Annotated in this window: 27 protein-coding genes; 14 read left to right on the forward strand and 13 right to left on the reverse strand. The window is 56.5% G+C overall.

The genetic code is table 11. The annotated features are described in order from the left end of the window. The first annotated feature begins 96 nt into the window (after window positions 1-96). Window positions 97-1143 (forward strand): 2,3-butanediol dehydrogenase, encoded by a 1047-nt coding sequence (locus A7Q00_RS07410; RefSeq protein ID WP_064089944.1) that lies wholly within the window; start codon window positions 97-99, stop codon window positions 1141-1143. Window positions 1144-1360: 217 nt separating this feature from the next. Here A7Q00_RS07410 and A7Q00_RS07415 read toward each other — a convergent pair whose 3' ends face one another. The 10 genes from A7Q00_RS07415 to mltA form a co-directional block, all read right to left on the reverse strand. After that, on the reverse strand, window positions 1361-1972 hold the full coding sequence (locus tag A7Q00_RS07415; protein ID WP_064089945.1) for a hypothetical protein: 612 nt from the start codon (window positions 1970-1972) through the stop codon (window positions 1361-1363). Between the two features lie 185 nt (window positions 1973-2157). Further along, the gene (gene aroA / locus A7Q00_RS07420; protein ID WP_064089946.1) at window positions 2158-3450 is read right to left on the reverse strand and encodes a 3-phosphoshikimate 1-carboxyvinyltransferase; all 1293 of its coding nucleotides are present in this window, start codon (window positions 3448-3450) and stop codon (window positions 2158-2160) included. A 276-nt stretch (window positions 3451-3726) separates the two neighbouring features. Next, on the reverse strand, window positions 3727-5391 hold the full coding sequence (gene recN / locus A7Q00_RS07425; RefSeq protein WP_064089947.1) for a DNA repair protein RecN: 1665 nt from the start codon (window positions 5389-5391) through the stop codon (window positions 3727-3729). Between the two features lie 109 nt (window positions 5392-5500). Further along, window positions 5501-6937 (reverse strand): signal recognition particle-docking protein FtsY, encoded by a 1437-nt coding sequence (ftsY, locus tag A7Q00_RS07430; protein ID WP_064089948.1) that lies wholly within the window; start codon window positions 6935-6937, stop codon window positions 5501-5503. Between the two features lie 126 nt (window positions 6938-7063). After that, complete coding sequence (locus A7Q00_RS07435; RefSeq protein WP_064089949.1) at window positions 7064-7432, reverse strand: roadblock/LC7 domain-containing protein; 369 nt, start codon at window positions 7430-7432, stop codon at window positions 7064-7066. Window positions 7433-7455: 23 nt separating this feature from the next. Next, window positions 7456-8115: a roadblock/LC7 domain-containing protein gene (locus tag A7Q00_RS07440; RefSeq protein WP_003824087.1), complete on the reverse strand. Its 660-nt coding sequence runs from the start codon at window positions 8113-8115 to the stop codon at window positions 7456-7458. 2 nt (window positions 8116-8117) lie between these two features. Next, window positions 8118-8654, reverse strand: a complete 537-nt coding sequence (locus A7Q00_RS07445) for a GTP-binding protein (RefSeq protein ID WP_064089950.1) — start codon at window positions 8652-8654, stop codon at window positions 8118-8120. Window positions 8655-8665: 11 nt separating this feature from the next. Further along, window positions 8666-9793, reverse strand: coding sequence for a hypothetical protein (locus A7Q00_RS07450; RefSeq protein WP_064089951.1), 1128 nt, complete (start codon window positions 9791-9793; stop codon window positions 8666-8668). Window positions 9794-9796: 3 nt separating this feature from the next. Then, the gene (locus tag A7Q00_RS07455; RefSeq protein WP_064089952.1) at window positions 9797-11305 is read right to left on the reverse strand and encodes a hypothetical protein; all 1509 of its coding nucleotides are present in this window, start codon (window positions 11303-11305) and stop codon (window positions 9797-9799) included. Window positions 11306-11527: 222 nt separating this feature from the next. Further along, entirely contained in the window at window positions 11528-12835 is a 1308-nt protein-coding gene (gene mltA, locus A7Q00_RS07460) for a murein transglycosylase A (RefSeq protein ID WP_064089953.1), read from the reverse strand. A 264-nt stretch (window positions 12836-13099) separates the two neighbouring features. On the opposite strand from mltA, the gene mutS reads away from it, so the two are divergent. From mutS to A7Q00_RS07495, 7 genes are all read left to right on the forward strand, one after another. Continuing rightward, a complete protein-coding gene (gene mutS, locus A7Q00_RS07465; RefSeq protein ID WP_064089954.1) occupies window positions 13100-15691 on the forward strand; it encodes a DNA mismatch repair protein MutS in 2592 nt (863 codons plus the stop codon). Between the two features lie 393 nt (window positions 15692-16084). After that, entirely contained in the window at window positions 16085-16555 is a 471-nt protein-coding gene (locus tag A7Q00_RS07470; protein ID WP_064089955.1) for a hypothetical protein, read from the forward strand. A gap of 254 nt (window positions 16556-16809) precedes the next feature. Beyond that, on the forward strand, window positions 16810-17967 hold the full coding sequence (locus A7Q00_RS07475; RefSeq protein WP_064089956.1) for an alpha-hydroxy acid oxidase: 1158 nt from the start codon (window positions 16810-16812) through the stop codon (window positions 17965-17967). A 133-nt stretch (window positions 17968-18100) separates the two neighbouring features. Beyond that, window positions 18101-18544, forward strand: coding sequence for a hypothetical protein (locus A7Q00_RS07480; protein WP_064089957.1), 444 nt, complete (start codon window positions 18101-18103; stop codon window positions 18542-18544). Between the two features lie 110 nt (window positions 18545-18654). After that, the gene (locus tag A7Q00_RS07485; RefSeq protein WP_064089958.1) at window positions 18655-19104 is read left to right on the forward strand and encodes a hypothetical protein; all 450 of its coding nucleotides are present in this window, start codon (window positions 18655-18657) and stop codon (window positions 19102-19104) included. Between the two features lie 88 nt (window positions 19105-19192). Further along, the gene (locus A7Q00_RS07490; RefSeq protein ID WP_064089959.1) at window positions 19193-19627 is read left to right on the forward strand and encodes a hypothetical protein; all 435 of its coding nucleotides are present in this window, start codon (window positions 19193-19195) and stop codon (window positions 19625-19627) included. Window positions 19628-19728: 101 nt separating this feature from the next. Next, window positions 19729-20289, forward strand: coding sequence for a hypoxanthine-guanine phosphoribosyltransferase (locus tag A7Q00_RS07495; protein WP_064089960.1), 561 nt, complete (start codon window positions 19729-19731; stop codon window positions 20287-20289). On the opposite strand, the gene A7Q00_RS14300 is transcribed toward A7Q00_RS07495, so the two are convergent. The 3 genes from A7Q00_RS14300 to A7Q00_RS07505 all read right to left on the reverse strand — a co-directional run bounded on the left by A7Q00_RS14300 (window position 20174) and on the right by A7Q00_RS07505 (window position 22019). Then, window positions 20174-20560 carry an AHH domain-containing protein gene (locus tag A7Q00_RS14300; RefSeq protein WP_082887789.1) on the reverse strand — a complete coding sequence of 129 codons (387 nt, stop codon included), beginning with the start codon at window positions 20558-20560 and terminating at the stop codon, window positions 20174-20176. The genes A7Q00_RS07495 and A7Q00_RS14300 overlap by 116 nt on opposite strands. Window positions 20561-20574: 14 nt before the next feature. After that, window positions 20575-21117 (reverse strand): SMI1/KNR4 family protein, encoded by a 543-nt coding sequence (locus A7Q00_RS07500; RefSeq protein WP_064089961.1) that lies wholly within the window; start codon window positions 21115-21117, stop codon window positions 20575-20577. Window positions 21118-21467: 350 nt separating this feature from the next. Next, entirely contained in the window at window positions 21468-22019 is a 552-nt protein-coding gene (locus A7Q00_RS07505; protein ID WP_064089962.1) for a nitroreductase family protein, read from the reverse strand. Window positions 22020-22180: 161 nt separating this feature from the next. Here A7Q00_RS07505 and A7Q00_RS07510 point away from each other — a divergent pair, with 161 nt between their 5' ends. The 6 genes from A7Q00_RS07510 (at window position 22181) to A7Q00_RS07535 (ending at window position 26380) form a co-directional block, all read left to right on the forward strand. Further along, window positions 22181-22627 (forward strand): peroxiredoxin, encoded by a 447-nt coding sequence (locus A7Q00_RS07510; protein ID WP_064089963.1) that lies wholly within the window; start codon window positions 22181-22183, stop codon window positions 22625-22627. 12 nt (window positions 22628-22639) lie between these two features. Beyond that, window positions 22640-23101, forward strand: a complete 462-nt coding sequence (locus A7Q00_RS07515; protein WP_064089964.1) for a methylated-DNA--[protein]-cysteine S-methyltransferase — start codon at window positions 22640-22642, stop codon at window positions 23099-23101. Continuing rightward, window positions 23095-24000 carry a site-specific tyrosine recombinase XerD gene (xerD, locus tag A7Q00_RS07520; RefSeq protein ID WP_064089965.1) on the forward strand — a complete coding sequence of 302 codons (906 nt, stop codon included), beginning with the start codon at window positions 23095-23097 and terminating at the stop codon, window positions 23998-24000. Before A7Q00_RS07515 ends, xerD begins: the two co-directional genes overlap by 7 nt. A 129-nt stretch (window positions 24001-24129) precedes the next feature. Next, window positions 24130-24666: an RNA pyrophosphohydrolase gene (locus A7Q00_RS07525; protein WP_064089966.1), complete on the forward strand. Its 537-nt coding sequence runs from the start codon at window positions 24130-24132 to the stop codon at window positions 24664-24666. Further along, the gene (gene trpC / locus A7Q00_RS07530) at window positions 24663-25454 is read left to right on the forward strand and encodes an indole-3-glycerol phosphate synthase TrpC (RefSeq protein WP_064089967.1); all 792 of its coding nucleotides are present in this window, start codon (window positions 24663-24665) and stop codon (window positions 25452-25454) included. The genes A7Q00_RS07525 and trpC overlap by 4 nt, the downstream gene beginning before the upstream one ends. A 206-nt stretch (window positions 25455-25660) precedes the next feature. Next, window positions 25661-26380: a CAP domain-containing protein gene (locus A7Q00_RS07535; protein ID WP_064089968.1), complete on the forward strand. Its 720-nt coding sequence runs from the start codon at window positions 25661-25663 to the stop codon at window positions 26378-26380. Window positions 26381-26559: the final 179 nt, after the last annotated feature.

Raw genomic sequence — 26559 nt, forward strand, 5'->3', positions numbered from 1 at the left:
AATAAATCCGAATAATAGCCCAAATTCGCTTGAAACTGCCGCCCAAAGTTCCTACAATCGAATCTCCTTCTCAACCCAACCTCAAAGGATACTGATATGAGTACAATGAAAGCTGCAAGATGGTACGGCCGCCGCGACATCCGCGTGGAAGACGTAGCCGTTCCCGAAATCACACGCCCCTCCCAAGTGAAAATCGCTGTGAAATACACCGGCATCTGCGGCAGCGACCTGCACGAATACCTCGGCGGCCCTATCTTTATCCCGGTAGAGAAAGAGCATCCCTATTCCGGCCGCAAAGCTCCGCTCACGCTCGGCCATGAATTTGCCGGCGAAATCGTGGAAGTGGGCGCGGACGTAACCAACGTAAAAGTGGGTGACCGCGTAACCGTTGAGCCGATTTTGGCCAAAGACGGCCTCAAAGGCAAATACAACCTCGACAAAAACCTCGGCTTCGTCGGCCTGGCTGCCGACGGCGGCTTCACCAGCTACTGCGTGGTAGACGGCGAATTGTGCCACAAATTGCCCGACAGCATCGACTACGAACAAGGCGCGCTCACCGAGCCTGCCGCCGTGGCCCTGTATGCCGTGCGCCAGAGCAAACTGAAAGCCGGCGACACCGCCGCCGTATTCGGCTGTGGCCCCATCGGCCTGCTCACCATCGAAGCCCTGCGCGCTGCCGGCGCCACCACCATCTACGCCGTCGAGCTTTCTCCCGAGCGCCAGGCCAAAGCCCGCGAACTGGGCGCCGTGGTCATCGATCCCTCCAAAGTAAACGTAGTAGAACACATCAAAGCCGAAACCAATGGCGGCGTGAACGTATCGTTTGAAGTAACCGGTGTCGCCCCCGTGCTGAAACAGGCCATCGAAGCCGTGGAAAACGACGGCGAATGCGTGATCGTGAGCATTTGGGAAAACGAAGCCTCCATCCACCCGAACGAAATCGTGATCAAAGAAAAAACCGTGAAAGGCATCATCGCCTACCGCGATATTTTCCCCGCCGTGCTGCAACTGATGGAACAAGGCTACTTCCCGAAAGACAAGCTGGTTACCAAACGCATCAAGCTGCAAGACATCGTGAGCGAAGGCTTTGAAGCGCTGGTGAAAGAGAAGAGCCAAGTGAAGATTTTGGTGTCTCCGAACTAAGCGCACGGTTGGCTTAAACCGAACAGCCGCCCGCAGGGAAACTTACGGGCGGTTTTTCGTGAAAGGCTACCTGAAAAACAGTTTTCAGGTAGCCTTTCACGTTACAGGCATGCAGGGAACCGCATACGGCTTCAGATTACTTGGCAAACAACCGCGTGCGTGAGCTTACTCACGCACCCTACGTCGGGATTGGAAGTTTCATGCGGGCTACGGCTTGTTAAAATAAATATAAAGAACCAGCTGAATAATTAAAAGACTTTTCAAAACCATTGAGATTTTCTTCCAAAGACTCTTCAATATACGTTAAAGGATTATAAGATTGATCTTCCTGAGCAAACGAATATTTCCAACCACATGGTAAGTAGCCTGCATTCAATATCTTTAATAAGTTTCTATTAAAATCAATCAGCATTTCTTTATATACCTTAGATAAATAGAATTCTTGAAAAGCTCTAATTAAAGTTGGCATTAAAATATAATCCACAACACTTTCCTTTAACTTATATCTTAATAATACACTATTCAATGAATTACGATATTCATCAAATATTCTCTTCCCTTCCACAGCCAACTCATTAATAATATTTTTATTTTTTGAATAAAAATCTAAGAAAGCTAACATATTATTGAAAACCTCAATATCAATATTTGTCCATTCATCAGACCTCATAAGTTTATATGCTTGCTCTTTTCTTTTAACATGTTGAATATTAAAAGGCAAGAATATACGATCATCTAAATCATGATCGTTTCCAATATTAGTTAACCAATTATTGATACAAATTGTTTTTTTAAACTCTTCAGACAGATATTGAATATCGAGCTTCATAACATTACCTATAATTTCCATATTTTAAACGATTAACGTTACCTTTTTTGATTTATGCGTCCCGGTATCCTAGCAAGAGTAGGTTGGGTTAGCCGCAGGCGTAACCCAACAAATAAAGCGAATGTTGAGCTTCACCGCCCCAGCTACCGGCCATCCATAGCGTTTACAAGCTTTCAGGTAGCCCATTATGCCCGCATGGATTCAAACAATCGGAAATAATCGGGAAAGGTTTTGTTCACACATTGCGGATCGTTGATATACACGGGCACGCCGAGCAGGGAAACCAGCGAGAAGCACATGGCCATGCGGTGGTCGTCGTAGGTGTCGATACGGGCGTTGGCGGCCAAGCGGGGCGGCGGGGTGATGTGGATGGCTTCGGCTTCCTCTTCCACCCGTGCGCCGAGTTTGCACAGTTCGGCGGCCATAGCGGCGATGCGGTCGGTTTCTTTCACGCGCCACGAGCCGATGTTGCGCAGGCTGCAACGCGCGCCGGCCGCAAGGGCCACCACGGCCAGGGTCATTGCCGCATCGGGGATGTGGTTGGCATCCAAATCAAAGGGGCGGATGCGCTGGCCGGGGCGGCGGGCTACCTGAATATAATTTTCGCCCCACTCCACGGCGGCGCCGATTTTTTCCAGCTCGGCGGCAAACGCGGTGTCGCCCTGGATGCTGTGCCGCCCGATGCCGTACACGCGCACGGGGGCGGCTGCAAGCAGGCCGGCGGCGAGGAAATAGGACGCGCCGGAGGCATCGCCTTCCACATGGAGGGTGGCCGGGGCGTGGTAGCGGGCGCTTTCAGGTAGCCTGAACAGGCGGTGGCTGTCGTGGGCTACCTGAATGCCGAATTGCGCCATCAATTTGAGCGTGATGTCGATATAGGGTTGGGAAATCAGCTCGCCCTGCACTTCGATTTCGTGCGCCCGGCCGGTGAGCGGCAGCGCCATCAGGAGGGCGGTGAGGAATTGGCTGGACACGTTGCCGCGCACGGCAATGCGGCTCTGGCCGCCGGCCTGCCGTTCGTTGATGTGCAGCGGCGGATAGCCTTCCCGGCCTTCGTAGCGGATAGTTGCCCCGGCTTGGCGCAGGGCATCGACCAAATCGCCGATGGGGCGCTCGTGCATCCGCGACACGCCGTGCAGGCGGTAGTCGCCGCCGAGCAGGGCCAGGGCGGCGGTGAGCGGGCGGAAGGCAGTGCCGGCGTTGCCGAGGAACAAATCGGCCTGCCGCTGCGGGAAACGGCCGCCGCAGCCGTGCACGGTGTAGCTGCCGCCGCCATGATGTTCGATGCGGACGCCGAGGCTTTGCAGCGCAGCGAGCATGTGGCGGGTGTCGTCGGCATCGAGCAGGTTTTCAATGCGGCAGGCATTGTCGGACAGGGCGGCCAACAGTAGGCTGCGATTGCTGATGCTTTTGGAGCCGGGCAACGTGATGGCGGCGGGGCGCAGGCGGGCGGCGGGTAGATAGAGGGAATCGGTCATGATGGGATGGGCTTGGGATAGGGAGGGAGGATGGCTGCAAACAGGCAGCGGGTTTTATAGTGGGATGGCTGCTTTCAGGTAGCCTTTGTGTTTTCGGGCTACCTGAAATTTTGGCGGGTTTATAGTGGATTAAAATAAGGATGGGACAAGGCGGCAAGCCGCAGATAGTATGAGCAATACGGCAAGGCGAGCCAACGCTGTAGCATTCTTATTTTAATCCACTATATTTTTCAGGTAGCCTCTTTCTTGGCCTACAGGCTACCTGAAACAAGCGCCCTACTCTGCCGCCGCCATTTCCAGCATTTCGGCGGCATGGCGGCGGGTGGTGTCGGTGAGGGTTTCGCCGCCGAGCATGCGGGCGATTTCTTCGACGCGCGCACTGCCTTCGAGCTCGCGGATGGTGCTCACGGTTTGCCCGCCGTCACTGTGTTTGCTAACCTGCCAATGCTGCGCGCCGCAGGCGGCCACTTGCGGCAGGTGGGTAACGGCGAGTACTTGGTGCTGCCGACCCAACGTGCGCAGGGCGCGGCCGACGGTTTCGGCCACGCCGCCGCCGATGCCGCTGTCTACTTCGTCAAAAATCAGGGTGGGAATCTGCGTGTATTGGCTGGCGGTGACCTGCAGGGCCAGGCTGATGCGAGCCAGTTCGCCGCCGGAGGCGACTTTGTTCAACGGCCGCAAAGGGCTGCCTTGGTTGGCGGCTACCTGAAACTGCACCTGCTCCAGCCCGTATGCCTGCGCTTCGCACGGAATAAGCTCGATGTGGAAACGTGCGCCGCGCATGGAAAGCTGCTGCATGTGTTCGGTGGTTTCTTCGGCCAATTTGGCGGCGGCCTGCTGCCTTTGGGCGGACAGCTCGCGCGCAGGCTGCTGGTAGGCGACTTCGGCCAGGCGCACTTGTTTGCGCAGGGCTTCGATGTCGGCGGCGGCTTCGGAATCGGCCAAATCCTGCTGCAACTGCGCCAGGCGGGCGGGCAATTCTTCGGGCTCGATGCGGTGGCGGCGGGCGGCAGACATCAGTTCGGCCATGCGCTCTTCCTGCGCAGCCAATTCGGCGGGGTTGATGTCGGCACGGGCGGCCACGCTGTGCATGTGGCTGCTGATTTCGCCCAACTCGGCTTCGATGCTGTCGAGCATTTCCAAGCTTTCGGCAAAACGCGGTTCGATGCCGGAGAGGCTTTCCAGCTGGCGGCGGCAGCGCCCGGCCAGGCTGTGCAGGCCGTTGTCGCCGTCGATGTGGGCGGCCACTTCTTCGGCGGCCTGCAACAGTTCGGCGGCGTGCGCCAGGCTGTCGTAGCTTTGCGAAAGCTGCGCCCATTCGCCTTCCACCGGGGCAAGTTTTTCCATTTCGCCCACCTGCCAGGCCAGCCGTTCGCGCTCTTCGGCCAAACGCTCACCCTCGGCCTCAGCGGTGGCCAAATCCTCCTGCGCCTGCCGCCATTGCCGATAAGCGGCTTGCACTTGTTCGGCCAAGGGTTTGCTGTTGGCAAAAGCGTCCAGCAGATTGTGCTGCACGGCTTCGCTGTTGAGCGAGTGGTGCGCGCTTTGGCCGTGGATGTCCACCAGGCGGCTGCCGATTTGGCGCAGTTGGGCCAGGGTGGCGGCCTGATTGTTGATGAAACTGCGGCTGCGGCCTTTGCTGTCGATGGTGCGGCGGATGGAAAGCTCGACCTCGTCTGCGCCGAGCAAGCCTTGCTTCGCCAGTTCGGTTCGCAATTCGGGCAGGCCGCTCAAATCAAACAGGGCGGAAAGCTGCGCTTCGGGGCAGCCGTGGCGGATTTGGCTGTAGTCGGCCTTGTCGCCGAGCAGCAGGCTGAGCGCATCCAGCGTAATGGATTTACCGGCGCCGGTTTCGCCGGTGAGCACGGTAAAGCCGGGCTGGAAATCCAAATGGAGTTGCTCAACAATCACAAAATCGCGCAAAGAGAGGGCAAGCAGCATGGTGTTCTCGAAAGGAAAGGGTGAGGCGGATTATATAACAGGCTACCTGAAAACCGAGAGGCTACCTGAAAACGGTTTTTCAGGTAGCCTTTTGCTGTGCATAGTGGAATTACAGCAGTGCGTCTACAAACTCGCGGGCGTTGAACGGGCGCAAGTCGTCGATGCCTTCGCCCACGCCGATAAAGCGCACCGGCACGGGGCGACGGCTGGCGAGTGCGGCCAGTACGCCGCCTTTGGCTGTGCCGTCGAGCTTGGTCACGATGAGGCCGGTAAGCCCCAGCGCGTCATCGAAGGCAATCACTTGGTTCACAGCGTTCTGCCCGATATTGGCATCCAGCACCACCACGATTTCGTGCGGCGCGTCGGGCATGGATTTCTGCAACACGCGCTTCACTTTTTTGATTTCTTCCATCAAATGGGTTTGCGTAGGCAGGCGGCCGGCGGTGTCGGCCAGCACGATGTCGATACCGCGTGCTTTGGCGGCTTCCACAGCATCAAAGCAGACGGCGGCAGAATCGCCGGAGGCTTGGGAAATCACGGTAACGCCATTGCGCTCGCCCCATTCGGCCAGCTGTTCGCGGGCAGCAGCGCGGAAAGTGTCGCCGGCAGCCAGCAACACGCTTTTGCCCTGGCCTTGGAAATATTTGGCCAGCTTACCGATGGAAGTGGTTTTGCCTGCGCCATTGATGCCGGCGAGCATAATCACAAACGGCCGTTTGCCTGCGGGCAAGGTCAGCGGCTGTTCCAGCGGTTTAATCAGCTCGTAGATGGCCTCTTTCAATGCGCCGCGCAGTTCTTCGCCGTCTTTCAAGCCGCGCAGGCTCACGCGCTGGCGCACTTCTTCCATCAGATGCTCGGTGGCTTCAATGCCCATATCGCTGGTGAGCAGCACGGTTTCCAGCTCTTCATACAGGTCTTCATCTATCTTACCGCCGCCAAACACGCTGGCCAGCGACTTGGCCATCTGCTGGCGCGATTTGCTCAAGCCTTGCTTGAGTCGGGCAGCCCAGCCAAGCGAGGCCGGCTGCTCTGGAACTGGCTCGACAGCGGCTTGGTCGGTACTGGATGGCACTACAGATTCCACAACTACTTGTTCGCTGACTGCTTGCTCGTTGCTTGCCTGCCCATCAGCGTCGCACTTATCGAACGCGGCAGCTTCTTCGGCTTTAGCCGCGGATGTTTCGCCCATTGCTTGTTCGGCTGTTTCTACAATAGGCAAGGCATTGGCCGTTTCATCTGTCTGTGTTGCAGCGAGGCCTGGTTCCAACAGAGTTTCCAGTGGTGCGGGCGCTGCTTCAGCGCTTACCACTTCTGTGCTTGCGGTTTTGTGTGCCGATGCTTCCTTGGCTAAATCAGTCGATTCCGATTCGGCCGCAGGCATTGCATCATCCGGCGCTTGGGCAGCGGCTTGCTCTGCGGTTTCTGAGGCCGGTTGTGCCGCAACCTCTTCGGTTTGCACTGCTTCTTCAACCGCCTGTACCAACTCGGCTTCCTGTTGCTGGGCGGCAGGTTGCGCTTTGCGCTTTCTAAAAAATCCAAATACCATCGGTTGGCTATACTCCATAAACAAACCGGTTTACCAACCGGCAATGGAACAAAGGCTACCTGAAACAGATTGGCTGTATTTTCAGGTAGCCTGGCGTGCGGCAATCATTGCGTATTGGAGAGGCGTTTAGCTGCTTTCCAAATCCACAATGCTGCGGGCTGCACGGCGGGCGTCGAGCAGAATCAGGCCCAGTTTGGCGCTTTCGCGGGCGGTTACCACCAATACGGTGTCCTCGCCGGCCTGAATCAGCAGAATGTAGCCGTCGGTGCCTTTCACAATCACCTGCTCCAATTCGCCACACAACAGCTCTTTGGTGGTACGGTTACCCAAGGCCAGCAGGGCTGCAGACATCGCACCCACGCGGTCAGGGTCGATATTGGCTTGTAGCATGGAGGCAATCGGCAAGCCGTCGCTGGAAATAACGGCGGAAGCGGTAATATCAACAGACGAGCTGTTCAAATCGCTCAATACGGAAGAAACTAATTGTTGTTGCATATCGTGTTTTCCCAATAATTTAATCAGAATGTTTCAATTTGGTTCGCAGAATCAACGATTTGATACAGCGCCCGCACCAAAGATACAAATTCGTCTTTATGCAGCTGCGGCACGCCGCCAGTCACCAGGATAAATTTCAAATCACCGATATACAGCGGGAAGAAGGTCAGCTCACTTTGGCCTGACGGATCACAAATGCCCACCGCGTTGTGGTAGATGTTCAAGTTGTTCTTAATCAGTAGGCTGTGCTGTTCATACAGGCGTACGGCTTCACTGGCCAGCACGGCGATTTCTTCGGCAGCTTCGTGGTTGAAACCGGAACTGGAGAAATAGAAACCGTCTTGATCCACCAACAATGCTTTTTGCACATCAGAAAGATGCATCAAGATATTGGGCAGGCCGGTACCGCTGAGCAAATCGGTTTTTTTGTCCGGCTCGTCTTCGCCATACAAAAATTCCAAACGCTGCATGCGGTACAACAAGTTGAGCGCAGCATCAATATCATTGGTTTGCGCCCAGCGCAATACGTTTTCGCGGCTAACGGTTTCCTGCTCGCCGGCTTGCAAAATACCGCCCAGCAGAGTACGGCTGGCGCTTTGGCCTTTATTGGAAACTGCATAATATGCGCCGGCAGGAGTTACTCGTGGGTATAGATTAGGCTGCAAAAGTAGTGTCGAATCCATTTTTATACCTCCAAACCAGGATCAATTGAATACAGCATCGCGGTAACCAGCTGTTTCACATCGTTTTCGTTACGTGCATCGATTTCAAACACCGGCACGTTCATGCCGTATTGCAACAGGTATTTCTGATACACCTCGATACCGGGCGTGGCTTTCAAATCCATCTTGGTTACGCCCACTACCACAGGTGCGGTTTTGAGCAAATCACTAAACGAATCCAAGAAGAATTTCAGGTCTTTCAAAGGATTGGAACGGGTATTATCCAGCAGCAACACCAAACCCATACTGCCTTGGCTCAAAATGTCCCACATGAAATCGAAACGTTCCTGCCCTGGCGTGCCGTACAAATGCACCTTGGTATTCTCATCCAAGTGAATCACACCGTAGTCCATGGCCACGGTGGTGTGGCTTTTCATGGAGGTAGTCATATCAGATGCACGGGCATCGGTCTTAATCGGCGGGTCGTCCGACAGTGCAGCAATAGCGGTAGTTTTCCCCACGCCGACCGGGCCTGTAAAAATAATCTTATTCTCTGCCATGTTATATTCCTTTATCGGCCAATAATTTTATTCATCAAACGTTGCAGCAGTCCGCGCTGTTTCGGTACTTCTTCGTCGCCATCATCTTCATGCGTTCTGGCATGAACTCTCTCCGGACGCTGTATAGTTTGCGTTTGGGCGGCAGCCCTAGCTTGTCCTGATCCAACAGCCTGAGGCTCAGCCTGCCCGGCCGATTCCACAATCAGATGATCAGTAACATAGACTGCCGTAAGATAATCAGCCAAGTCTTTGTTATCGATAATCATCAGTTTGTGAAGGATAGTCAGGCTACCTGAAGCCTTGGTCAAAAAGGCAGATAGGCGCATTGATTCGGCAAGCGGTGCCAAACGGGTCAGGTTCGGCCAGTTTCGAACTTTAAATACGGTATTTTTGTTGATGACTTTGGGGAAACGGCCATTACCTGTCCAAATAGCCAGCTGCCACAGACAAGCAGCGATGGATAATTTGGCCTTAGCCTTCAAATGCTCCTCGGTGATCACTCGTGTCTGCAAATCAACGAATTTTTGCTCACACAAAGATTGGAGCGTTTCAGAATCAGTTGCCAGCAGTACTTTCTGAATAGAAGGAAATACCAACAGCACAGGTTTACCATTGTGCATTACAGCCACATCGTTATCCTGCTTGGCTGCTTTGCGCACTTCACCTAACAAGCCGCTATCTTCATCAAAATTCTCGATGGTAATGCTTGCAGAATGGGATTGTGCGGCAGCCGGCACAGCTTCTTGTGCTAGCTGTCTGGAAGTATGTGCCCCAGAGCTGCCGCTACTGCTGGCTACCCAAATACCATTGCCCTGTTGCAAGTTCTTTAAGTTCAAAAACAGAGTATCGAACTTGATTGGCTTGGCCAAATAAGGAGCGGTTACCGGAGGCGGAGAGCTGGAGAAATACACCACTTTCGCATCGGGAAACTGGTTTTTTGCATCTTTCCAAATCTCTATATCGGTATCGGCATCGGCCAATACCATATCCGGCTGAATACCCTGCTCCATCGTAACCAGTTCATAATTGGTAATGCCGTGCATTTTGAATGCCATGCGGAACATCGCATATTGGCGCTCATCCATGCCCAACAGCATAATGTGAACCGTCTTCACTTGGGGGATTGCGTTATTAGTCATTTATTATGTCCGAACAGAACCGTAGTTGATTTTTTGTAGCAACTGGCTCATTGCCAATACTACCTCCTCTGGCGGATGCTGGATATTGGCACGTATTTTATGCAATACCTGCTCCAAGCGCTCCCATTCTTCCGCACGTTCGCAAATATCGAACAGCGTGATATACAGCTGTGATTCGCCGGGATACTCCAAAATAGATTCCTCCAGCAAATTCATTGCCTCATCCAACTGACCGTACATCAACAAAGATTCGACATCACGCAACACTTTTTCTGCCGGCGTCTGTTTTACGCTGACATCATCAGTACGGGTTCTAATAAGGGGTTTGCGGTGCGCTTTTTGGGTACTGGTGCCTCGATCCAAGAAACCGTTGGCAATCCCGATTTCGCGCAATTGAGCCTCATTCGGATTAGCTTCCAACTGAGTAAAGATGGGGTGTTCGCCCAAATTGAGACCCCAGCCTAGCATTCTTTCTTTCACTTGGCGGCCATACGAGCCCAAGGTGTAATAAAGCTGCCAAAGATGCTGGGCAAAGCGGTCGATATTTTGATTTTTATAGTCCAGGCTCAGCGCATCAATAATCAACGCTGCCGGTTTATTGGCTTGGCGGATGGCCTTATTGGCATAGCTGACTGCCGCATCGTAGGCCAATCTGTCCTTCATCAATCGATAGCCGGATTCGGGTTCCATAAAACCCATAAGTGCCGCCTTTTCCTCATCGTGCACAAGGATGGCACCGGCGTATTTAGAATTGGTAACCAACTCTTTTCGGGATTTGGTGGGAGACGAATCCACCACTTTCTGCTCGCTCTCGGCTTCTGCAACTGCACGGCGGCTTTTCTGCTTGGTCTGTTTGGCCTGAGTCGGCGTATCCAATCCGCCGCGCTCGCCAATTTCGGCAGAAGTCTGCTGTACACCCCAGCCCAACAGTTCTTCGGCCAGCACGCGCAGGTTGAGGTTGTTTTTATCAACCGCCAAGCCTTGCTTGATGTAGTCCTCGGTTTGGGCTTTGGTGAGCAGGTTGCCGAACTGGCGCAAGGTTTCGGCTAATTCATCCGGCTTTTTAGCATCTAGCCACAGCTGCACCAACTCATTAACCAAAGTGCTGCGCATACCGTCGCTCACGGCTGCCGAGCCGGAAGTGAGATATTGAGACAGCGATTCGGCTGCTTTTTCATGGTAGCCGAATTGCTTATAGACTTTATATTCCGTGAGCGCATCAACTTCTTGCGCCACATTGGCGGCTGCTTCTTCAGCCTCCACATCAGGCACAGCCTCCCAACCCCAGTCTTCACTCACCTCAACCTCTTCAGGCTCAGACGACGAAGCAACTGCAGCTGGACGATCGGCCACCGAAGCCGCCTTCTTACCGGCCGATCTCGCGGCGGCACGCTTACCTCTGCCTTTTTTCTCTTCATCAACAGCGGCTTTCGCCTGCTGTTTTTGGCGGCGTTGCACGAAAATCAAGCCGGCCAAAACTACTAATAGCGGAACCAGAATCGTCAGATCCATTTATCCCACCCTCCCTAAACATAATTGAATGAAAACATTCATCCTACTTCTCTTAACATCTTTCCAAACACAAATGTCGGAAATTTAGCCTAAAGTATATATTAATTTACACGTTCTATTCAAACGGATTCGCCAAACTCTCCGCCAAAAGGAAAGAGATTACACACTAACGGCATATCTTTACACCCCGTCAGCGGGTAATAATGAATAGTATAGGCGATTTCACGGCAACACCCCGTTAGGCAACAGCAGCCAAACATAGCCTGTCTGCTTCATACGGCCGGCCACCCTGCCCGCCTCATCGCCATAACCCCAGAAAAAGTCTACCCGCACCGCGCCGTTGATGGCGCTGCCGGTATCTTGCGCCATAATCAGGCGGTTGAGCGCATGTCCGGTTTCAGGATGTGCGGTGGCCAGAAACAGCGGCGCGCCCAAAGTGATGAAGCGTTTATCCACCGCGCCGGAATAGCCGCCGCTCAGCGGCACACCCAATGAACCAATCGGCCCGTCGTTGCCGTCCGGCAGTTGGCGGAAAAACACATAACTGGGATTTTTCCCCAACACTTCGGCCAGTTTGTCCGGATGTGCACGCAGCCAATCGCGGATTTTCGGCATACTGGTTTGCGCCAGCGGCAGATAGCCTTTATCAGCCATATAACGACCGATGGAGGCATAGGGATGGTCATTTTTATCGGCGAATCCCAGGCGGATATAGCGGCCGTCCGGCGTACGGATTCGGCCGGAACCTTGGATATGCAGGAAAAACAATTCAACCGGATCATCGGCATAAGCCAACACCGGCGCACTGCCGTTTACCGCGCCGGCATTGATTTGCGCACGGGTGTAATACGGCACGAAGCGGCTACCTGAAACCCTTCCTTTCAAAGACCGGCTCTTCTCCCGCCCCGGGAAATCGGCCAGATTGGCTGTGTATTCGCCATTAGCGGCAATTTGGCCGCTGTTGCGGCCGGTGAGGCGGATACGCACCATTCCCGATTGCGACGCACCGGCCAGCGGCACCGTAACCAAATCAGCGGGCACGCCATAAATCGGGAATCGCGCCTGCGCCGTTTGCCGCGCACTGCCGTGCAACACCGGCTCGTAGTAGCCGGTTATCATGCCGCCCAACTGCCCGTTGTGGCTTACTTCCCACGGCGTGAAATATTGCTCGAAAAACTGCTTAGCCGCCGCAGGCTGACTGCCCACCCTGTCGGCCTGGGCACACACATTCTGCCATTGCGGCTTGTTCTTCAAAGCAGTGCAGCTTTTGCGAAACGCATTCAGGCTGGCCGCAAAATCCTGCTGCGGCCACTGCGGCAATGCCGCAAACGACACCGCCTTATACCCAGCCAGGCTACCTGAAACCCGGTGCTGATAGCCTTCCGCATAACGCTGGCCGGGCGGCAAAGCCGGCATAGCGCCGACACCGCCGCCGGAAGGCTTGGGCCGGCTATGAAAAAAACAGCCGCCCAGCAATAATGCCGACAGCAGCAGCCAGCCGCTACGAGAAGAAAGAAATTTGCCTGCCATTTCCGTTTTCATTCCATGAAGTTGAATTTATACCACTGAAAGAAATCGATAAATAATATATAAACATCACTGCGCGCCCCGTGCCGCTTTAAGTGCATTCCGGCCAAATCCTGCCCGTTTACGGCGGCCGCAGGCGCAAACGGGCAGGATTTAACCACCCGCCCAAGCCGTCGGGCAAATCATTTTACAAGCACAAACATTTCGCCCGCCGCCGCATCAGCTACAATACCGCCTTCCGCCTTTCCATTTTTCAGGTAGCCTTTCATGAGCCGCAAAAGCGCCGTATCCCCCATGATGCAGCAGTATCTCGAGATCAAAGCCCAACACGCCGACAAACTCTTGTTCTACCGCATGGGCGACTTCTACGAACTCTTCTTCACCGACGCCGAAGAAGCCGCCCGCCTGCTCGACATCACCCTCACCACCCGCGGCCAAATCAACGGCGAACCCATCAAAATGGCCGGCGTGCCGCACCATGCGGCCGAGCAATACTTGGCCAAACTGGTCAAACTCGGCCGCAGCGTGGCCATTTGCGAGCAAGTGGGTGAAGTAGGCGCCAATAAAGGCCCCGTGGCGCGCGAAGTGGTGCGCATCATCACCCCCGGCACGCTCACCGATGCCGCCCTGTTGGAAGACAAAGAAACCAACCGCATCGCCGCCGTGGCTTGGAACGGCAAGCCCAAGCAGCCGGTCGGCCTCGCCTGGGCCTCCCTGCAAAGCGGCGAATTCAAGGCCAAAATCATCACCCCAGCCCAACTACCCGACGAACTCGCCCGCCTGCAGGCCGCCGAAGTATTGCTGCCCGACCAAGCCGCCGCCAAACTGAGGCTACCTGAAAACTGCAACCCCACCCGCCTGCACGACTGGCAATTCGCCCCCGACAGCGCCCACACCCTGCTCACCGACTACTTCGGCTGCCAAGACCTGCTCGGCTTCGGTCTTCGAGCAGGCGAACACGACCCCGCCATCGGCGCCGCCGGCGCCCTGCTCAACTACATCCGCCACACCCAATCCCGGCTGCCGCGCCACCTCGACAACCTCAGCCTCGAAACCGAACAGCAATACATCGGCATGGATGCCGCCACCCGCCGCAACCTTGAAATCACCGCCACCCTGTCCGGCAAAAAAGAGCCCACCCTCTTCTCCACCCTCGACCGCTGCGCCGGCAACATGGGCAGCCGCCTGCTCGCCCAATGGCTGCACAACCCCCTGCGCAACCGCGAACACATCCGCGCCCGCCAAGAAGCCGTATCCGCCCTGCAAAGCGATTATTCCGCCCTGCAAGGCTACCTGAAAACCATCGCCGATATCGAGCGCATCGCCGCCCGCATCGCCGTCGGCTCCGCCCGCCCGCGCGACCTCTCCGGCCTGCGCGACAGCTTATTTACCCTCACCCAGCTCAGGCTACCTGAAAGCAGCCTGCTCAACACCCTAGCCGACATCTTCCCGCAAGGCGCCGGCATTGCCGAGAAGCTGCAACAGGCCATCCTGCCCGAGCCCGCCGTATGGCTGCGCGACGGCGGCGTAATCAACCACGGCTTTTCCGCCGAGCTCGACGAATTGCGCCGCATCCAAAACCACGGCAGCGACTTCCTGCTCGAACTCGAAGCCCGCGAACGCGAGCGCACCGGCCTTTCCACCCTCAAAGTCGAATACAACCGCGTACACGGCTTCTACATCGAGCTTTCCAAAATCCAAGCCGCCGAAGCCCCCGCCGACTACCAGCGCCGCCAAACCCTGAAAAACGCCGAACGCTTCATCACTCCCGAGCTCAAAACCTTCGAAGACAAAGTGCTCAACGCCCAAGAGCGCGCCCTCTCCCTCGAAAAACGCCTCTACGACAGCCTGTTGCAAGAGCTCCAGCAGCAACTGCCCCTGCTGCAGCGTACCGCCAAGGCCGCCGCCGCGCTGGACGTCCTCTGCTGCTTTGCCCACTTTGCCGCCGAACACGATTACCACGCCCCCCGGTTCACCGACTATCCCGGCATCGAAATCGAAAACGGCCGCCATCCCGTGGTTGAAGGCCAAGTGCCGCACTTCACCCCCAACCACACCCGCCTCGACCACAAACACCGCCTCATGCTGCTCACCGGCCCCAATATGGGCGGCAAATCCACCTATATGCGCCAAGTTGCCCACATCGTCTTGCTCGCCCACACCGGCAGCTTCGTACCCGCCGAAGCCGCCCGCATCGGCCAAATCGACCAAATCTTCACCCGCATCGGTGCCTCCGACGACCTCGCCGCCAACCGCTCCACCTTCATGGTGGAAATGAGCGAAACCGCCTACATCCTGCGCCACGCCACCGAGCAATCCCTAGTACTCATGGACGAAGTCGGCCGCGGCACCTCCACCTTCGACGGCCTCGCCCTCGCCCAAGCCGTGGCCGAACATCTAATCCAAAAAAACCAATCCTTCAGCCTGTTTGCCACCCATTATTTCGAGCTCACCCGCCTGCCCGAGCAGCACAGCGCCGCCGTCAATATGCACCTCTCCGCCCTGGAAGAAGGGCAAGACATCGTCTTCCTACACCACATCGAGCCCGGCCCAGCCGAAAAAAGCTACGGCATCGCCGTAGCCAAACTCGCCGGCCTGCCCGCCCCCGCCCTCAAAGCCGCGCAGAAACACCTCGAACAGCTCGAAGCCCAAGCCGCCCACCGCCCGCAGATGGACATGTTCAACCTGCCCGAAGACGCCGCGCCCGAACACAGCCCTGCCGAACCCGCCCCGCCTGTAGCCCACCCACTGCTACAAGAGCTCGCCGCGCTGCACCCCGACGAACTCACCCCGCGCCAAGCCCTCGAGCTGCTGTATCAACTGCAAAAACAGGCTGCCGCCGCGCAAGAGGCTACCTGAAAGCGCAGGTTTCAACGAAATATAGTGAATTAACAAAAACCAGTACAGCGTTGCCTCGCCTTGCCGTAACGTGTGTACTGTCTGCGGCTCGCCGCCTTGTCCTGATTTTTGTTAATCCACTATAAAATGAAAACCATGCCCGAGGCGGCCGGGGCGTTTTGATGAAGCCGAAACCGTCCACTCCATTTTTCAGGTAACTTTTTTCAGCAATCCCAAACCGCAGAAGGCTACCTGAAAATATCAGCATCGGTTTCAAACAACCTTGCCGAGAGTGCTATCTGGAAACATAATAATTTGTATATTTTCCATAAACCAGCGATAATACGTTCACTTTCGGAACTACCGAGAAACCCTTTGATTTAATCGTTAATGTTAATTTTAGGAAATCCTTTCATGAAACAACGTTTATTTGCCCTCGCCCTCATTTCCGTTTTGGCTGCCTGTGGCGGCCAAACCAACAACTCCACTTCCGCCCAATCTACCGCTGCTGACAATACACAGCCCGCTGCCGCCAGCAATGTGCAACCTACCGCTGCTACTGCTGCCGGACTCGACCCGATTCTGGCCGAACCTAAAGTGGGCGACCTCTATGCCGCCAAAGTCAGCGCCTTCTCCAAAGAAGGCTTCGAAGAGCACGGCGTGGCCTACGGCCTGATGAAAGTGGTAGACGTACAGGCTGATAAAATCATCGTTATCACCGAAGATGCTGCTTGGCCGGAAGCCGCTGGTGCCCAAAAAGATCTGAACGGTGACCTCTCCGACATTACTTGGGACGAATCTGAACGCATCGAAGTGAAACGTGCCGATCTGCCCCGAATGGTGGCCGACGGCCGCATCGTGGAAACCCGTCGCATGGACAAATAATCTGCGTTGCATATTATTCAAAGGCTACCTGAGAAACTTTCAGGTAGCCTTTTCCATTGCCCAATATCCCATTTATTACAGCCGAGTTAATCCACTTTCGACACAAGCCAGTGCACTACATGCAATATGCGCAATGCGGCATAGCGAAGCCAAGTTGCACGAGAGTGAATATAATTCGCGGTAGCTATATAATCCTTATCACCTCCCGCCACACATCAGCGGCGGCCTCATTCCAACAAGCAAAAGGCATTCCCATGACTTCCCATCTCAGCAAAATCACCTGCATCGCCGACCTCCAGCGCATCGCCCGGCGCAAAGTGCCCAAAATGTTCTACGAATACGCCGACACCGGCTCGTGGACCGAATCCACCTACCGCGCCAACGAAGCCGATTTCCAATCCATCCTGTTCCGCCAGCGCGTACTGGTGGACATGGAAAACCGCAGCCTCGAGAGCAAAATGATCGGGCAAACCGTGAAAATGCCGCTCGCCCTCGCCCCCGTCGGCCTCACCGGCATGCAGCATGCCGACGGCGAAATCCTCGCCGCCCGCGCCGCCGCCAAATTCGGCGTACCCTATATCCTCTCCACCATGAGCATCTGCTCCATCGAAGACGTGGCCGCCAACAGCCCCGATCCCTTCTGGTTTCAGCTTTATGTGATGCGCGACCGCGAATTCATGCGCGACCTCATCCGCCGCGCCAAAGCCGCCCAATGCTCCGCCCTCGTGCTCACCGCCGATTTGCAGGTGCTCGGCCAGCGCCACAAAGACATCAAAAACGGCCTATCCACCCCGCCCAAGCCCACCCTGATGAACCTGCTCAACCTCGCCACCAAGCCCGAATGGGGTTTGGGCATGCTCAACACCCGGCGGCGCGGCTTCGGCAACATCGAAGGCCACGTCAAAGGCGTGAGCGACATGAGTTCCCTCTCCGCTTGGACGGCCGAGCAGTTCGACCCCAGCCTGAGCTGGGATGACGTGGCCCGCATCAAAGACGAATGGGGCGGCAAACTCATCATCAAAGGCATCATGGAGCCGGAAGACGCCGAAGCCGCTGTGAAAAGCGGCGCGGACGCCATCGTGGTATCCAACCACGGCGGCCGCCAGCTCGACGGCGCCCCCTCCTCCATCCGCGCCCTGCCCCGCATCGTTTCCGCCGTCGGAAACGATATCGAAGTATGGATGGACGGCGGCATCCGCAGCGGGCAAGACATCCTGCGCGCCTGGGCATTGGGCGCGCGCGGCGTGCTCATCGGCCGCGCCTACATCTACGGGCTGGGCGCCTACGGCGAAGCAGGCGTCACCCGCGCGCTGGAAATCCTCTACAACGAAATGGACATCACCATGGCCTTCACCGGCCACCGCAATATCCAAACCGTTACCCGCGATATTTTGGTGGAAGGCACATACTAACGCCCCTTGCCCCGTACTATAATTCAGGCTACCTGAAAAACAGCGCGGCAGCCGCCCGGCCTTTTCAACTTCCGTTGAAACCCCCGTTTTCAGGTAGCCTTTCTTAATCCACCCTTTGTATAGGAAAACCCAAATGCGTACCCAACCCCTACTGCTCGCCCTTCTCATCGCCGCGCCCTTCGCCGCCGCCGGCAATCTCGAATGCAACCCCCAGCCGGTCAAACAAGGCGTACCCACCGTATACCGCTGCACCTATCACAACGGTAGCCTCGCCCAAGCCTACGCCGCCCTGCGCGCCAACCGCAGCGAAGACGATGCCCTGCGCCTCGACCACCCCCACCTGCCGAACACCCTGCCCGCCCGCAACTTTACCCATCGCAGCCAAAACCAATACGATTACGACGGCGACGGTAAAAACGAGTCCTATCCGGTTGAGCTAACCCTGCGCCATCAGGGCGCAAACCGCGTGTTGGTAAAATATATGCAAGACAGCCCCGCCAGCCCATACAGCCGCGAAACCCTGTTCCTGCGCAAAGGCCGTAACGTGGAAATCACCATCAAGGACTACATGTCCTAAACCCGCTGCCGGGCAGCTATTTCCCGCTTTTGAAAGAAACTGTGCCTCCACAGAACGGAGGCACGGTTTTCAGGTAGCCTTTCTTACCAACCTTAATTAAGGGAAACCCCATGCGTATCCGCTCCCTAATCCTCACCCTCCTTCTCGCCTCCCCTTTCGCCGCCGCAGGCAATCTCGAATGCAATCGCGAAACGCCGCTGGAATACGTACTAACCACCTATCGCTGCGTGTATCACAACGGCAGCCTTGCCCAAGCCTATGCCGCCATGCGTACCAACCGCTTCGAAGATGGCCGCCTGCGCCTCGACTTCCCAGGTATGCCGCGCAGGCTGCCTGCAAACAACTTCCAATATCGAGGCAACGTGCGGTTCGACCTTCATGGAAACGGCAGAAGCGAACGCTACCTGGCTCAAACTTCCATCAAATATTCCTCACCCGACAGCGTGATGATAAAATATCTTTACGAAGACCGGAATAACTCCATTTACACCCACGAAGCCCTGTTTCAACGCAAAGGCTCCGATGTGGAAATCACCAGCGAACTGGTAGCGGCACCCTAAACCGGCCACCGAACCAGCCTGTCCCGCTTTAGGAAACACCGCTTTCAGGTAGCCTTTCTCAACCCACCCTAATTATAGGAAAACCCAAATGCGTATCCGCTCCCTAATCCTCTCCCTCCTTCTTGCCACACCCTTCGCCGCCGCAGGCAATCTCGAATGCAATCAGGTGCAGGAAGGCATGCCCACCATCTACCGCTGCATATACCACGGCAACCTCGCCCAAGCCTACACCGCCCTGAGCACCAGCCGCAGCGACGATCGCATCCTGCGTTTCAATTTCCCACACATGCCGCGCCAGCTGCCCGCCCGCAATTTCACCTACCGCAGCCACAACCTGTACGATGAAGACGGCGACGGCAAAAACGAAATCTACCCGCTTGAGCTAACCATACGCCATCAAGGTTCAAACCGTGTACAGATAGACTACATGGAATCCAATCCCGGTTCCATCTACAGCCGTAAAACCCTGCTCCGGCGCAAAGGCCGCAATGTGGAAATTATCATCAAGGACTATGCGGCATAATCTACCGCCGATCCGCTATTTCCGGCTTTAAGAAAACCGTGCCTTCGCAGCAAGAAGGCACAGTTTTCAGGTAGCCTTTACACCGCCCAAGGATTCCCACCATGACCGTCAAAGAAAGATTCCAGCAAGCCAACGGCATCCTGGAAGAGGCCGACCTCCTATTCGACGAAGCCGCCTGCCGTGCCGCCCTGGAGCGCATGGCCGCAGAGATTAGCGCCGATCTGGCCGAACAATACCCCCTGCTCCTGCCCGTGATGGGCGGTGCCGTTGTATTCACCGGCCAGCTGCTGCCCCTGTTGCGCTTCCCGCTCGATTTCGACTACGTGCACGTTTCCCGCTACGGCAGCGAACTGAGCGGCAGCGTGCAGCTCAACTGGCTGCGCGCCCCGCAAAACAGCGTGGAAGGCCGCCACGTTTTGGTGCTCGACGACATCCTGGACGAAGGCCACACCATGGCCGCCATCCACAAACAAGTGATGGACATGGGCGCCGCCTCCTGCCGCACCGCCGTGTTTGCCAACAAAAAAATCAACCGCCCCAAGCCCATCACCGCCGACTATGTGGGCATCCACGTGCCCGACCGCTACGTGTTCGGCTACGGCATGGACGCAGGCGGCATGTGGCGCAACCTCGGCGCGATTTATGCCCTGTCCGGGAAATAACGCAAGGCCGGACGCCAACCGCCCGAATGCACCAAACTGCCTGCAGGCAGCCTCCGGCTCGTGCAGGCAGAAACCTGAATCGGCCCACCCCGCCCGGCCGCGTCGGCCAAAATATGGCGGATAATAGTGGATTAAAATAAACACGCCCTCCATTTTTTTCAGCATTCTTCAATCCGTCATAAACCAATTTCGCATACGCCTTTGTATGTTGACCGCAATGAATGGAACCAGACATAGAGCTCTTGCATCCAGGCAAATAAACTCCATTCATGGAGGAATTAATATCTATACCGTTTTGCACAGCAATTCTATAAAGTCAACAAAATTTTTAGCCACGACATACACAATAGCCTCATCGCCCATATAATAGAAGAAAACAATTTGCCCCACATTCCCACCCAATGGTGGATTCATGTCGAAATACCAATAGAACCCTGAGCTTATTGAAAATAATATCTTTCCTTTAATCCAATCCTTGTTAGTTGGCTTTTCTGTTTTCCCAATAACATTTATCTCCTCGTCCCCCCACTCTTCGAGTAAAATATTAATTTCTGGCAAGAATTCATTATTTAACTGCTCAAGCTCCTGAAATTTTGGAATCCCCAGAAATGGAACTGGTCCAATTTCAAGGCCAAGATCAAGTTCCAATGGGATTTCTATTCCATCAAAAAATTCAAGCATGGCTGTATAGTCGACAGGCAACTTATCAAAAAGACCCCCTTCCGGTTTATTAGAAACTTTCTTTAACTCGTAGCCTGAGCCATAAATTTTATTATAAATGCAATGAATTTTTTTAAATTTCACATACACATCGTTATATTTACTCATGTTCTCTCCTATCAAAGCGGATGATTATGCCCTTTTCTATCAATAATGAGACAAGGCGGCAACGCCCGCCGTGTACGGGTAGTACATAAGGGCGTTGGCAACGCCGTATCATTGCAATTTTAATCCACTATAACGAAACCGATGTGCCGCATTAGCCCGCCGCCTTGCCCCCGTTCCCTTAATCCGCTGCCTATACGGAAAGGCTGCCTGAAAAAATTTCAGGCAGCCTTTCTATAGCGGATTACATTTAAATCAGGACAAGGCGGCGGGCCGCAGACAGTACACACGCTACGGCAAGGCGAGCCAACGCCGTATTGGTTTTTGTTAATCCACTATACATACCGGCCGCATTACCAACGGCTGACCAACTCGCTCAAATCCGTATTTTTCGGGCCGCTGGCCTCTTTCTGCGCCGTACCGATCATCAGCAGGCCGATGATTTTGTCGTGTTCGCCGCAGCCGAAGGCTTCGCGCAGCGCGGCAGTGTTGACCCACAGGCCGGTAATCCACACATTGTCGAAACCTTGCGCCTTGGCGGCCAGTTGGGCGGCATAGGCGGCGCAACCGGCGCTGAGCATCTGCTCCCATTCCGGCTTCGGCTTGGGGCAGTCCAACTTGGGCTTGGACACCACGCCGATCACCATCGGCGCCATCTGCCCCACCACTTCGGCCTTGCGCGCCGCTTCGCCGCCGATTTCTTCGGCACACTGCTGCAAAATTTGGCGGAAGGCCTGCCGCCCCTCCTCGCTTTGCACCACCACAAAATGCCACGGCGTAAGGTTGCCGTGGTCGGGCACTTGCGTGGCGGCCTGCAAAATGATTTCCAGCTGGGCATCGTTGGGGGCGGGTTCGGTGAGGAGGCGCACCGAGCGGCGGGTAGTGAGCAAATCGATTGCGTTCATGGGTTTAATCCTTAAAGTGTGCGTTGGAAACAAAACGCCGTGCTTATACCACACATTAAGGCTACCTGAAACACCCGCACTAATCCAATCCCAACTGCCCCCGATACCCGCCCCGGTTTAACGCTATAATGCCAGCCGATTTCATCCCCTTAGGAGCCGCCATGAGCACAAATTACCTTTTCACCCTGCCCGACCAAAACGGCAACGATTTCGCCGCCGCCGACCACCTGCCGCTGGTGCTGTATTTCTACCCCAAAGACAGCACGCCCGGCTGCACCACCGAAGCGCAGGAATTCAGCGCGCTCTTGCCCGAATTTCAGGCGCTCGGTTTTCAGGTAGCCGGCGTATCGCGCGACAGCGTGGCCAGCCACCAGAAATTCGTGTGCAAATACGCGCTGGAAGTGCCGCTCTTGTCGGATAAGGATGAAACCGTGTGCCGCCTGTTCGATGTCATCAAAGAGAAAAACATGTATGGCAAAAAAGTGTTCGGCATCGAACGCAGCACCTTCGTTTTGGATGCGCAAGGCCACATCTCGCGCGAATGGCGCAAAGTGAAAGCCGCCGGCCACGCCCAAGCCGTGCTCGACGCGCTGCGCGAAACGGCCTAGCGGAACACCGCCATGCAATACTGCTATCAAACCCCCTTCGGCACGCTGCTGTGCCGCCTGCACAACGGCCTGCCCGCCGAAATCCTGCTGCAGCACAGCGCCGCACCCTTCCTGCCCACCCTGCCCAACGACACCCTGCTGGCACAATGGCTGGACAGCTATTTTTCAGGTAGCCCTGCCCCGCTGCCGCCGTTTGCGCCGCCCGCAGGCACGGCGTTTCAGCAGGCCGTGTGGGTGCAGATTGCCCGGATTCCGTTCGGCGAAACCCGCAGCTACCAATGGATTGCCGGGCGCATCGGCAGCCACCCGCGCCCCGTGGGCGGCGCCTGCGGCAAAAACCCGCTGCCGCTCCTGATTCCCTGCCACCGCGTGCTCTCGGCCAACGGGCTGGGCGGCTTCAGCATGGGCGGCGATGCCGAGCGCAGCCTGGCAGTGAAACGCTGGCTGCTCGCGCACGAAGGGGTGGCATGGTGAACCCTGCCGAGCCGCTGCCCGCCGCCTGGCAAGAGCCCATCGAGCAAACGCTGGACGAGCTCTTCCTCACCCGCCGCCTCGCCGCCAACACCCTGGCGGGCTACCGGCGCGATTTGGAAAAAGTCGCCCGCCGCCTGCACGCGCAAGGATTGGATTGGCAGCAGGCCGATGCCGACGCCTTGGCCGATGCCGTGTATGCCCCGAATGAAAAACCCGCCTCCCAAGCCCGCGCCCTCTCCGCCGTCAAACAGCTCTACGGCTTTTTGCAGCTGCAAAACCGCCGCAGCGACAACCCCGCGCAACACCTGCGAGCGCCGCGCCAAGGCCGCGCCCTGCCGCCGCTGATCGGCGAAGCGCAAATCGACGCGCTGTTGGCCGCGCCTGATACGGAAACCATCTTCGGCCTGCGCGACAAAGCCGTGCTGGAAACGCTGTATGCCACCGGCCTGCGCGTGTCCGAAGCCGCCCAAATGCAGCTGCAGGATTTAGACTTGCAGCGCGGCGTGGTTACCGTCATCGGCAAGGGCAACAAGCAGCGCATCGTGCCGCTGGGCGCCGAAGCCGTGCATTGGCTGGAACGCTACCTGAAAACCGCGCGCGGCGAATTGCTCAAGCACACCCCGTGCGATTTCGTATTCGTGGGGCAAAAACGCAGCGGCATCAGCCGCCAATTGGTGTGGCAGATGGTGAAACGCTACGCCGCACAAGCCGGCATCAGCGAACTCAGCCCGCACGGCCTGCGCCACGCCTTCGCCACCCATCTGGTAAACCACGGCGCCGACCTGCGCAGCGTGCAGATGATGCTCGGCCACGCCAGCCTGAACACCACGCAAATCTACACCCACGTGGCCAACGAGCGGCTCAAACAGCTGGTGGCGCAGCATCATCCGCGTGGGTAAACAAGATAGCGGATTCAAATGAAAATAGGGCAAGGCGGCAGGCTACCTGAAAGCTTTCAGGTAGCCTGCCGTGCCGTTTTGTGGGAAAATCCGTACGTTTAAAATTATTCAAATTGGGCGAAAAATATTATGTTGGACAGAGAAGGTTATCGCCCCAATGTCGGCATCATCATCACCAACCAGCGCAACGAAGTATTCTGGGGCAAACGCGTGCAGGAGCATTCCTGGCAGTTCCCGCAGGGCGGCATCAAGCCCGGCGAAAGCCCTGAGGCCGCCATGTATCGCGAGCTGGCCGAAGAAGTGGGCCTTTTGCCGCACCACGTGAAAATCCTCGGCCGCACCCGCGACTGGCTGCGCTACGACGTGCCCGGCAACTGGGTGCGCCGCCAATGGCGCGGCGCGTATCGCGGGCAGAAACAGATTTGGTATTTGCTGCGGCTCACCGGCCGCGAAAGCGATGTGCACCTGCGCGCCAGCAGCCAGCCGGAGTTCGACGCCTGGCGCTGGCACGACTATTGGGCACCCATCGACGAAGTGATTGAATTTAAAAAAGACGTATACGCCAATGCCCTGCAGGAGCTCTCGCGCTTCCTGCACAATCTGGAAACCCTGGAGCAATTCAACCGGCGCCACGCCGCCCTGCCCGAAGAGCACACCCCCCGATGAGCGACATCCTCACCCGCATCCTCGCCACCAAACAGCAAGAAGTGGCCGCCGCCCAAGCCGCCCTGCCCCTGGCCGAACTGCGCGCCCGGGCCGCCGATATGCCGCCGCCGCGCGGCTTCGTGCAGGCCATGCGCGACCAACACAGCCAAGGCCGCGCCGCGCTGATTGCCGAAATCAAAAAAGCCAGTCCTAGCAAGGGGCTAATCCGGCCGGACTTCCATCCCGAGCAGCTGGCGCGCGCCTATGAGGCCGCCCGCGCCGCCTGCCTTTCCGTGCTCACCGACGAACCCTACTTCCAAGGCTCGGCAGGCTACCTGAAAGCCGCCCGCGCCGCCGTGGCGCTGCCCGTGTTGCGCAAAGACTTTATGGTGAGCGCCTACCAAATCTACCAATCCCGCGCCATGGGCGCCGATGCCGTGCTGCTGATTGCCGCCGCGCTCAGCCAAACCCAGCTGGAAGAATTCGAAGGCATCGCCCATGAGTTAGGCATGGCCGTGCTGCTGGAGCTGCACCACGCCGACGAATTGGAAAAATGCCGCCGCCTCACCACCCCGCTGTGCGGCGTGAACAACCGCAACTTGCGCACCTTCGAAGTGAGCCTGCAGCAAACGCTGGATTTGCTGCCCGAAATCGCCGGCGAAGGCCGCATCGTGATTACCGAAAGCGGCATCCGCAGCCGCGAAGACGTGCAATTCATGCGCAGCCATGGCGTGCACAGCTTCCTAATCGGCGAAACCTTCATGCGTGCCGACGATGTGGGCGCGGAAGTGAAAAAACTGTTTGCTTGAGTTTTCAGGTAGCCTCGCAAAAGCAAACAGGAGGCTACCTGAAAACATAGTGAATTAAAATTAAGAATGCCACGGCGTTTGCTCGCCTTGTCCCATTCTTATTTTTATCCATTACAAAAAGAACCCGTCAATCCACAAAACCAGAAGAGAAACCTTCAGGTGCAGCCCAAGGAAACAAAAAGCCGCCCGAAGCCCGAAAAATAAAAATGCCAGCCCGCAAATCCGCCGCCCTGCTCTACGCCCTCCTCGCCGCAACCGCCCAGGCCGCCCCGCCTGCCGATTTGGCTGCCGTGCGCATCCGGCTGCTCAACGCGCACAACACCATCCGCCTCGAAAAAACCGTGCGCCCGCTCGCGTCCGACCCCATCCTCACCCGCCATGCCCAAGCCTGGGCGGAAAGCATGGCGCGCAAAGGCAGACTGGAGCACAGCAACCTGAACAACGTACGAGTGCTCAATCCGCAGGATTTCGTGGGCGACATTGCCGAAAACATCGCCAAAGGCTACCCGCCCGACGGCGTAACCGAAGGCTGGCGGCAGTCGCCCGGCCACTTTGCCAACATGACCAACCCCTTAGTGGATGCCGTAGGTTTCGGCTACGCCACCGCCGAAGACGGCACTCCGTACTACACCGCCGTATTCGCCTACACCCACAAAAGCCCGTTGGCGGCCATCGCTTCGCAAGGCTATATTTTTGCCGCCCCGCCCCTCTCCGAAGCCACCGGCACAGCGGCCGCCAACCCGGCCGAGCCCGCAACCACAGCGGCAAAACCGCCCGCCGAGCCAGCCCGCCGCCCGGCAGGCAGAAACACAAGCCGGCCCGCCACAGCGCAACAAACACCACAGCACACCGACGCCAAAAAACGCCTCACCAACGCCGGCCACCCCACCGCACGCGGCCACAGCACCGCCCACCTGCAACTATAGTGGATTAAATTTAAATCAGGACAAGGCGGCGAGCCGCAGACAGTACAGATAGTACGGCAAGGCGAGCCAACGCTGTACTGGTTTAAATTTAATTCACTATAAGTGCCCTGCGCCGACACGAGGCGCAAAGGTGAAGATGCCGCAAAGGAATCAGGCTGCTTGGAATTTGGCTGACTGCC

Origin of the sequence: Eikenella halliae (assembly GCF_001648475.1) — a bacterium.
GTDB classification, from domain to species: Bacteria; Pseudomonadota; Gammaproteobacteria; order Burkholderiales; family Neisseriaceae; genus Eikenella; species Eikenella halliae.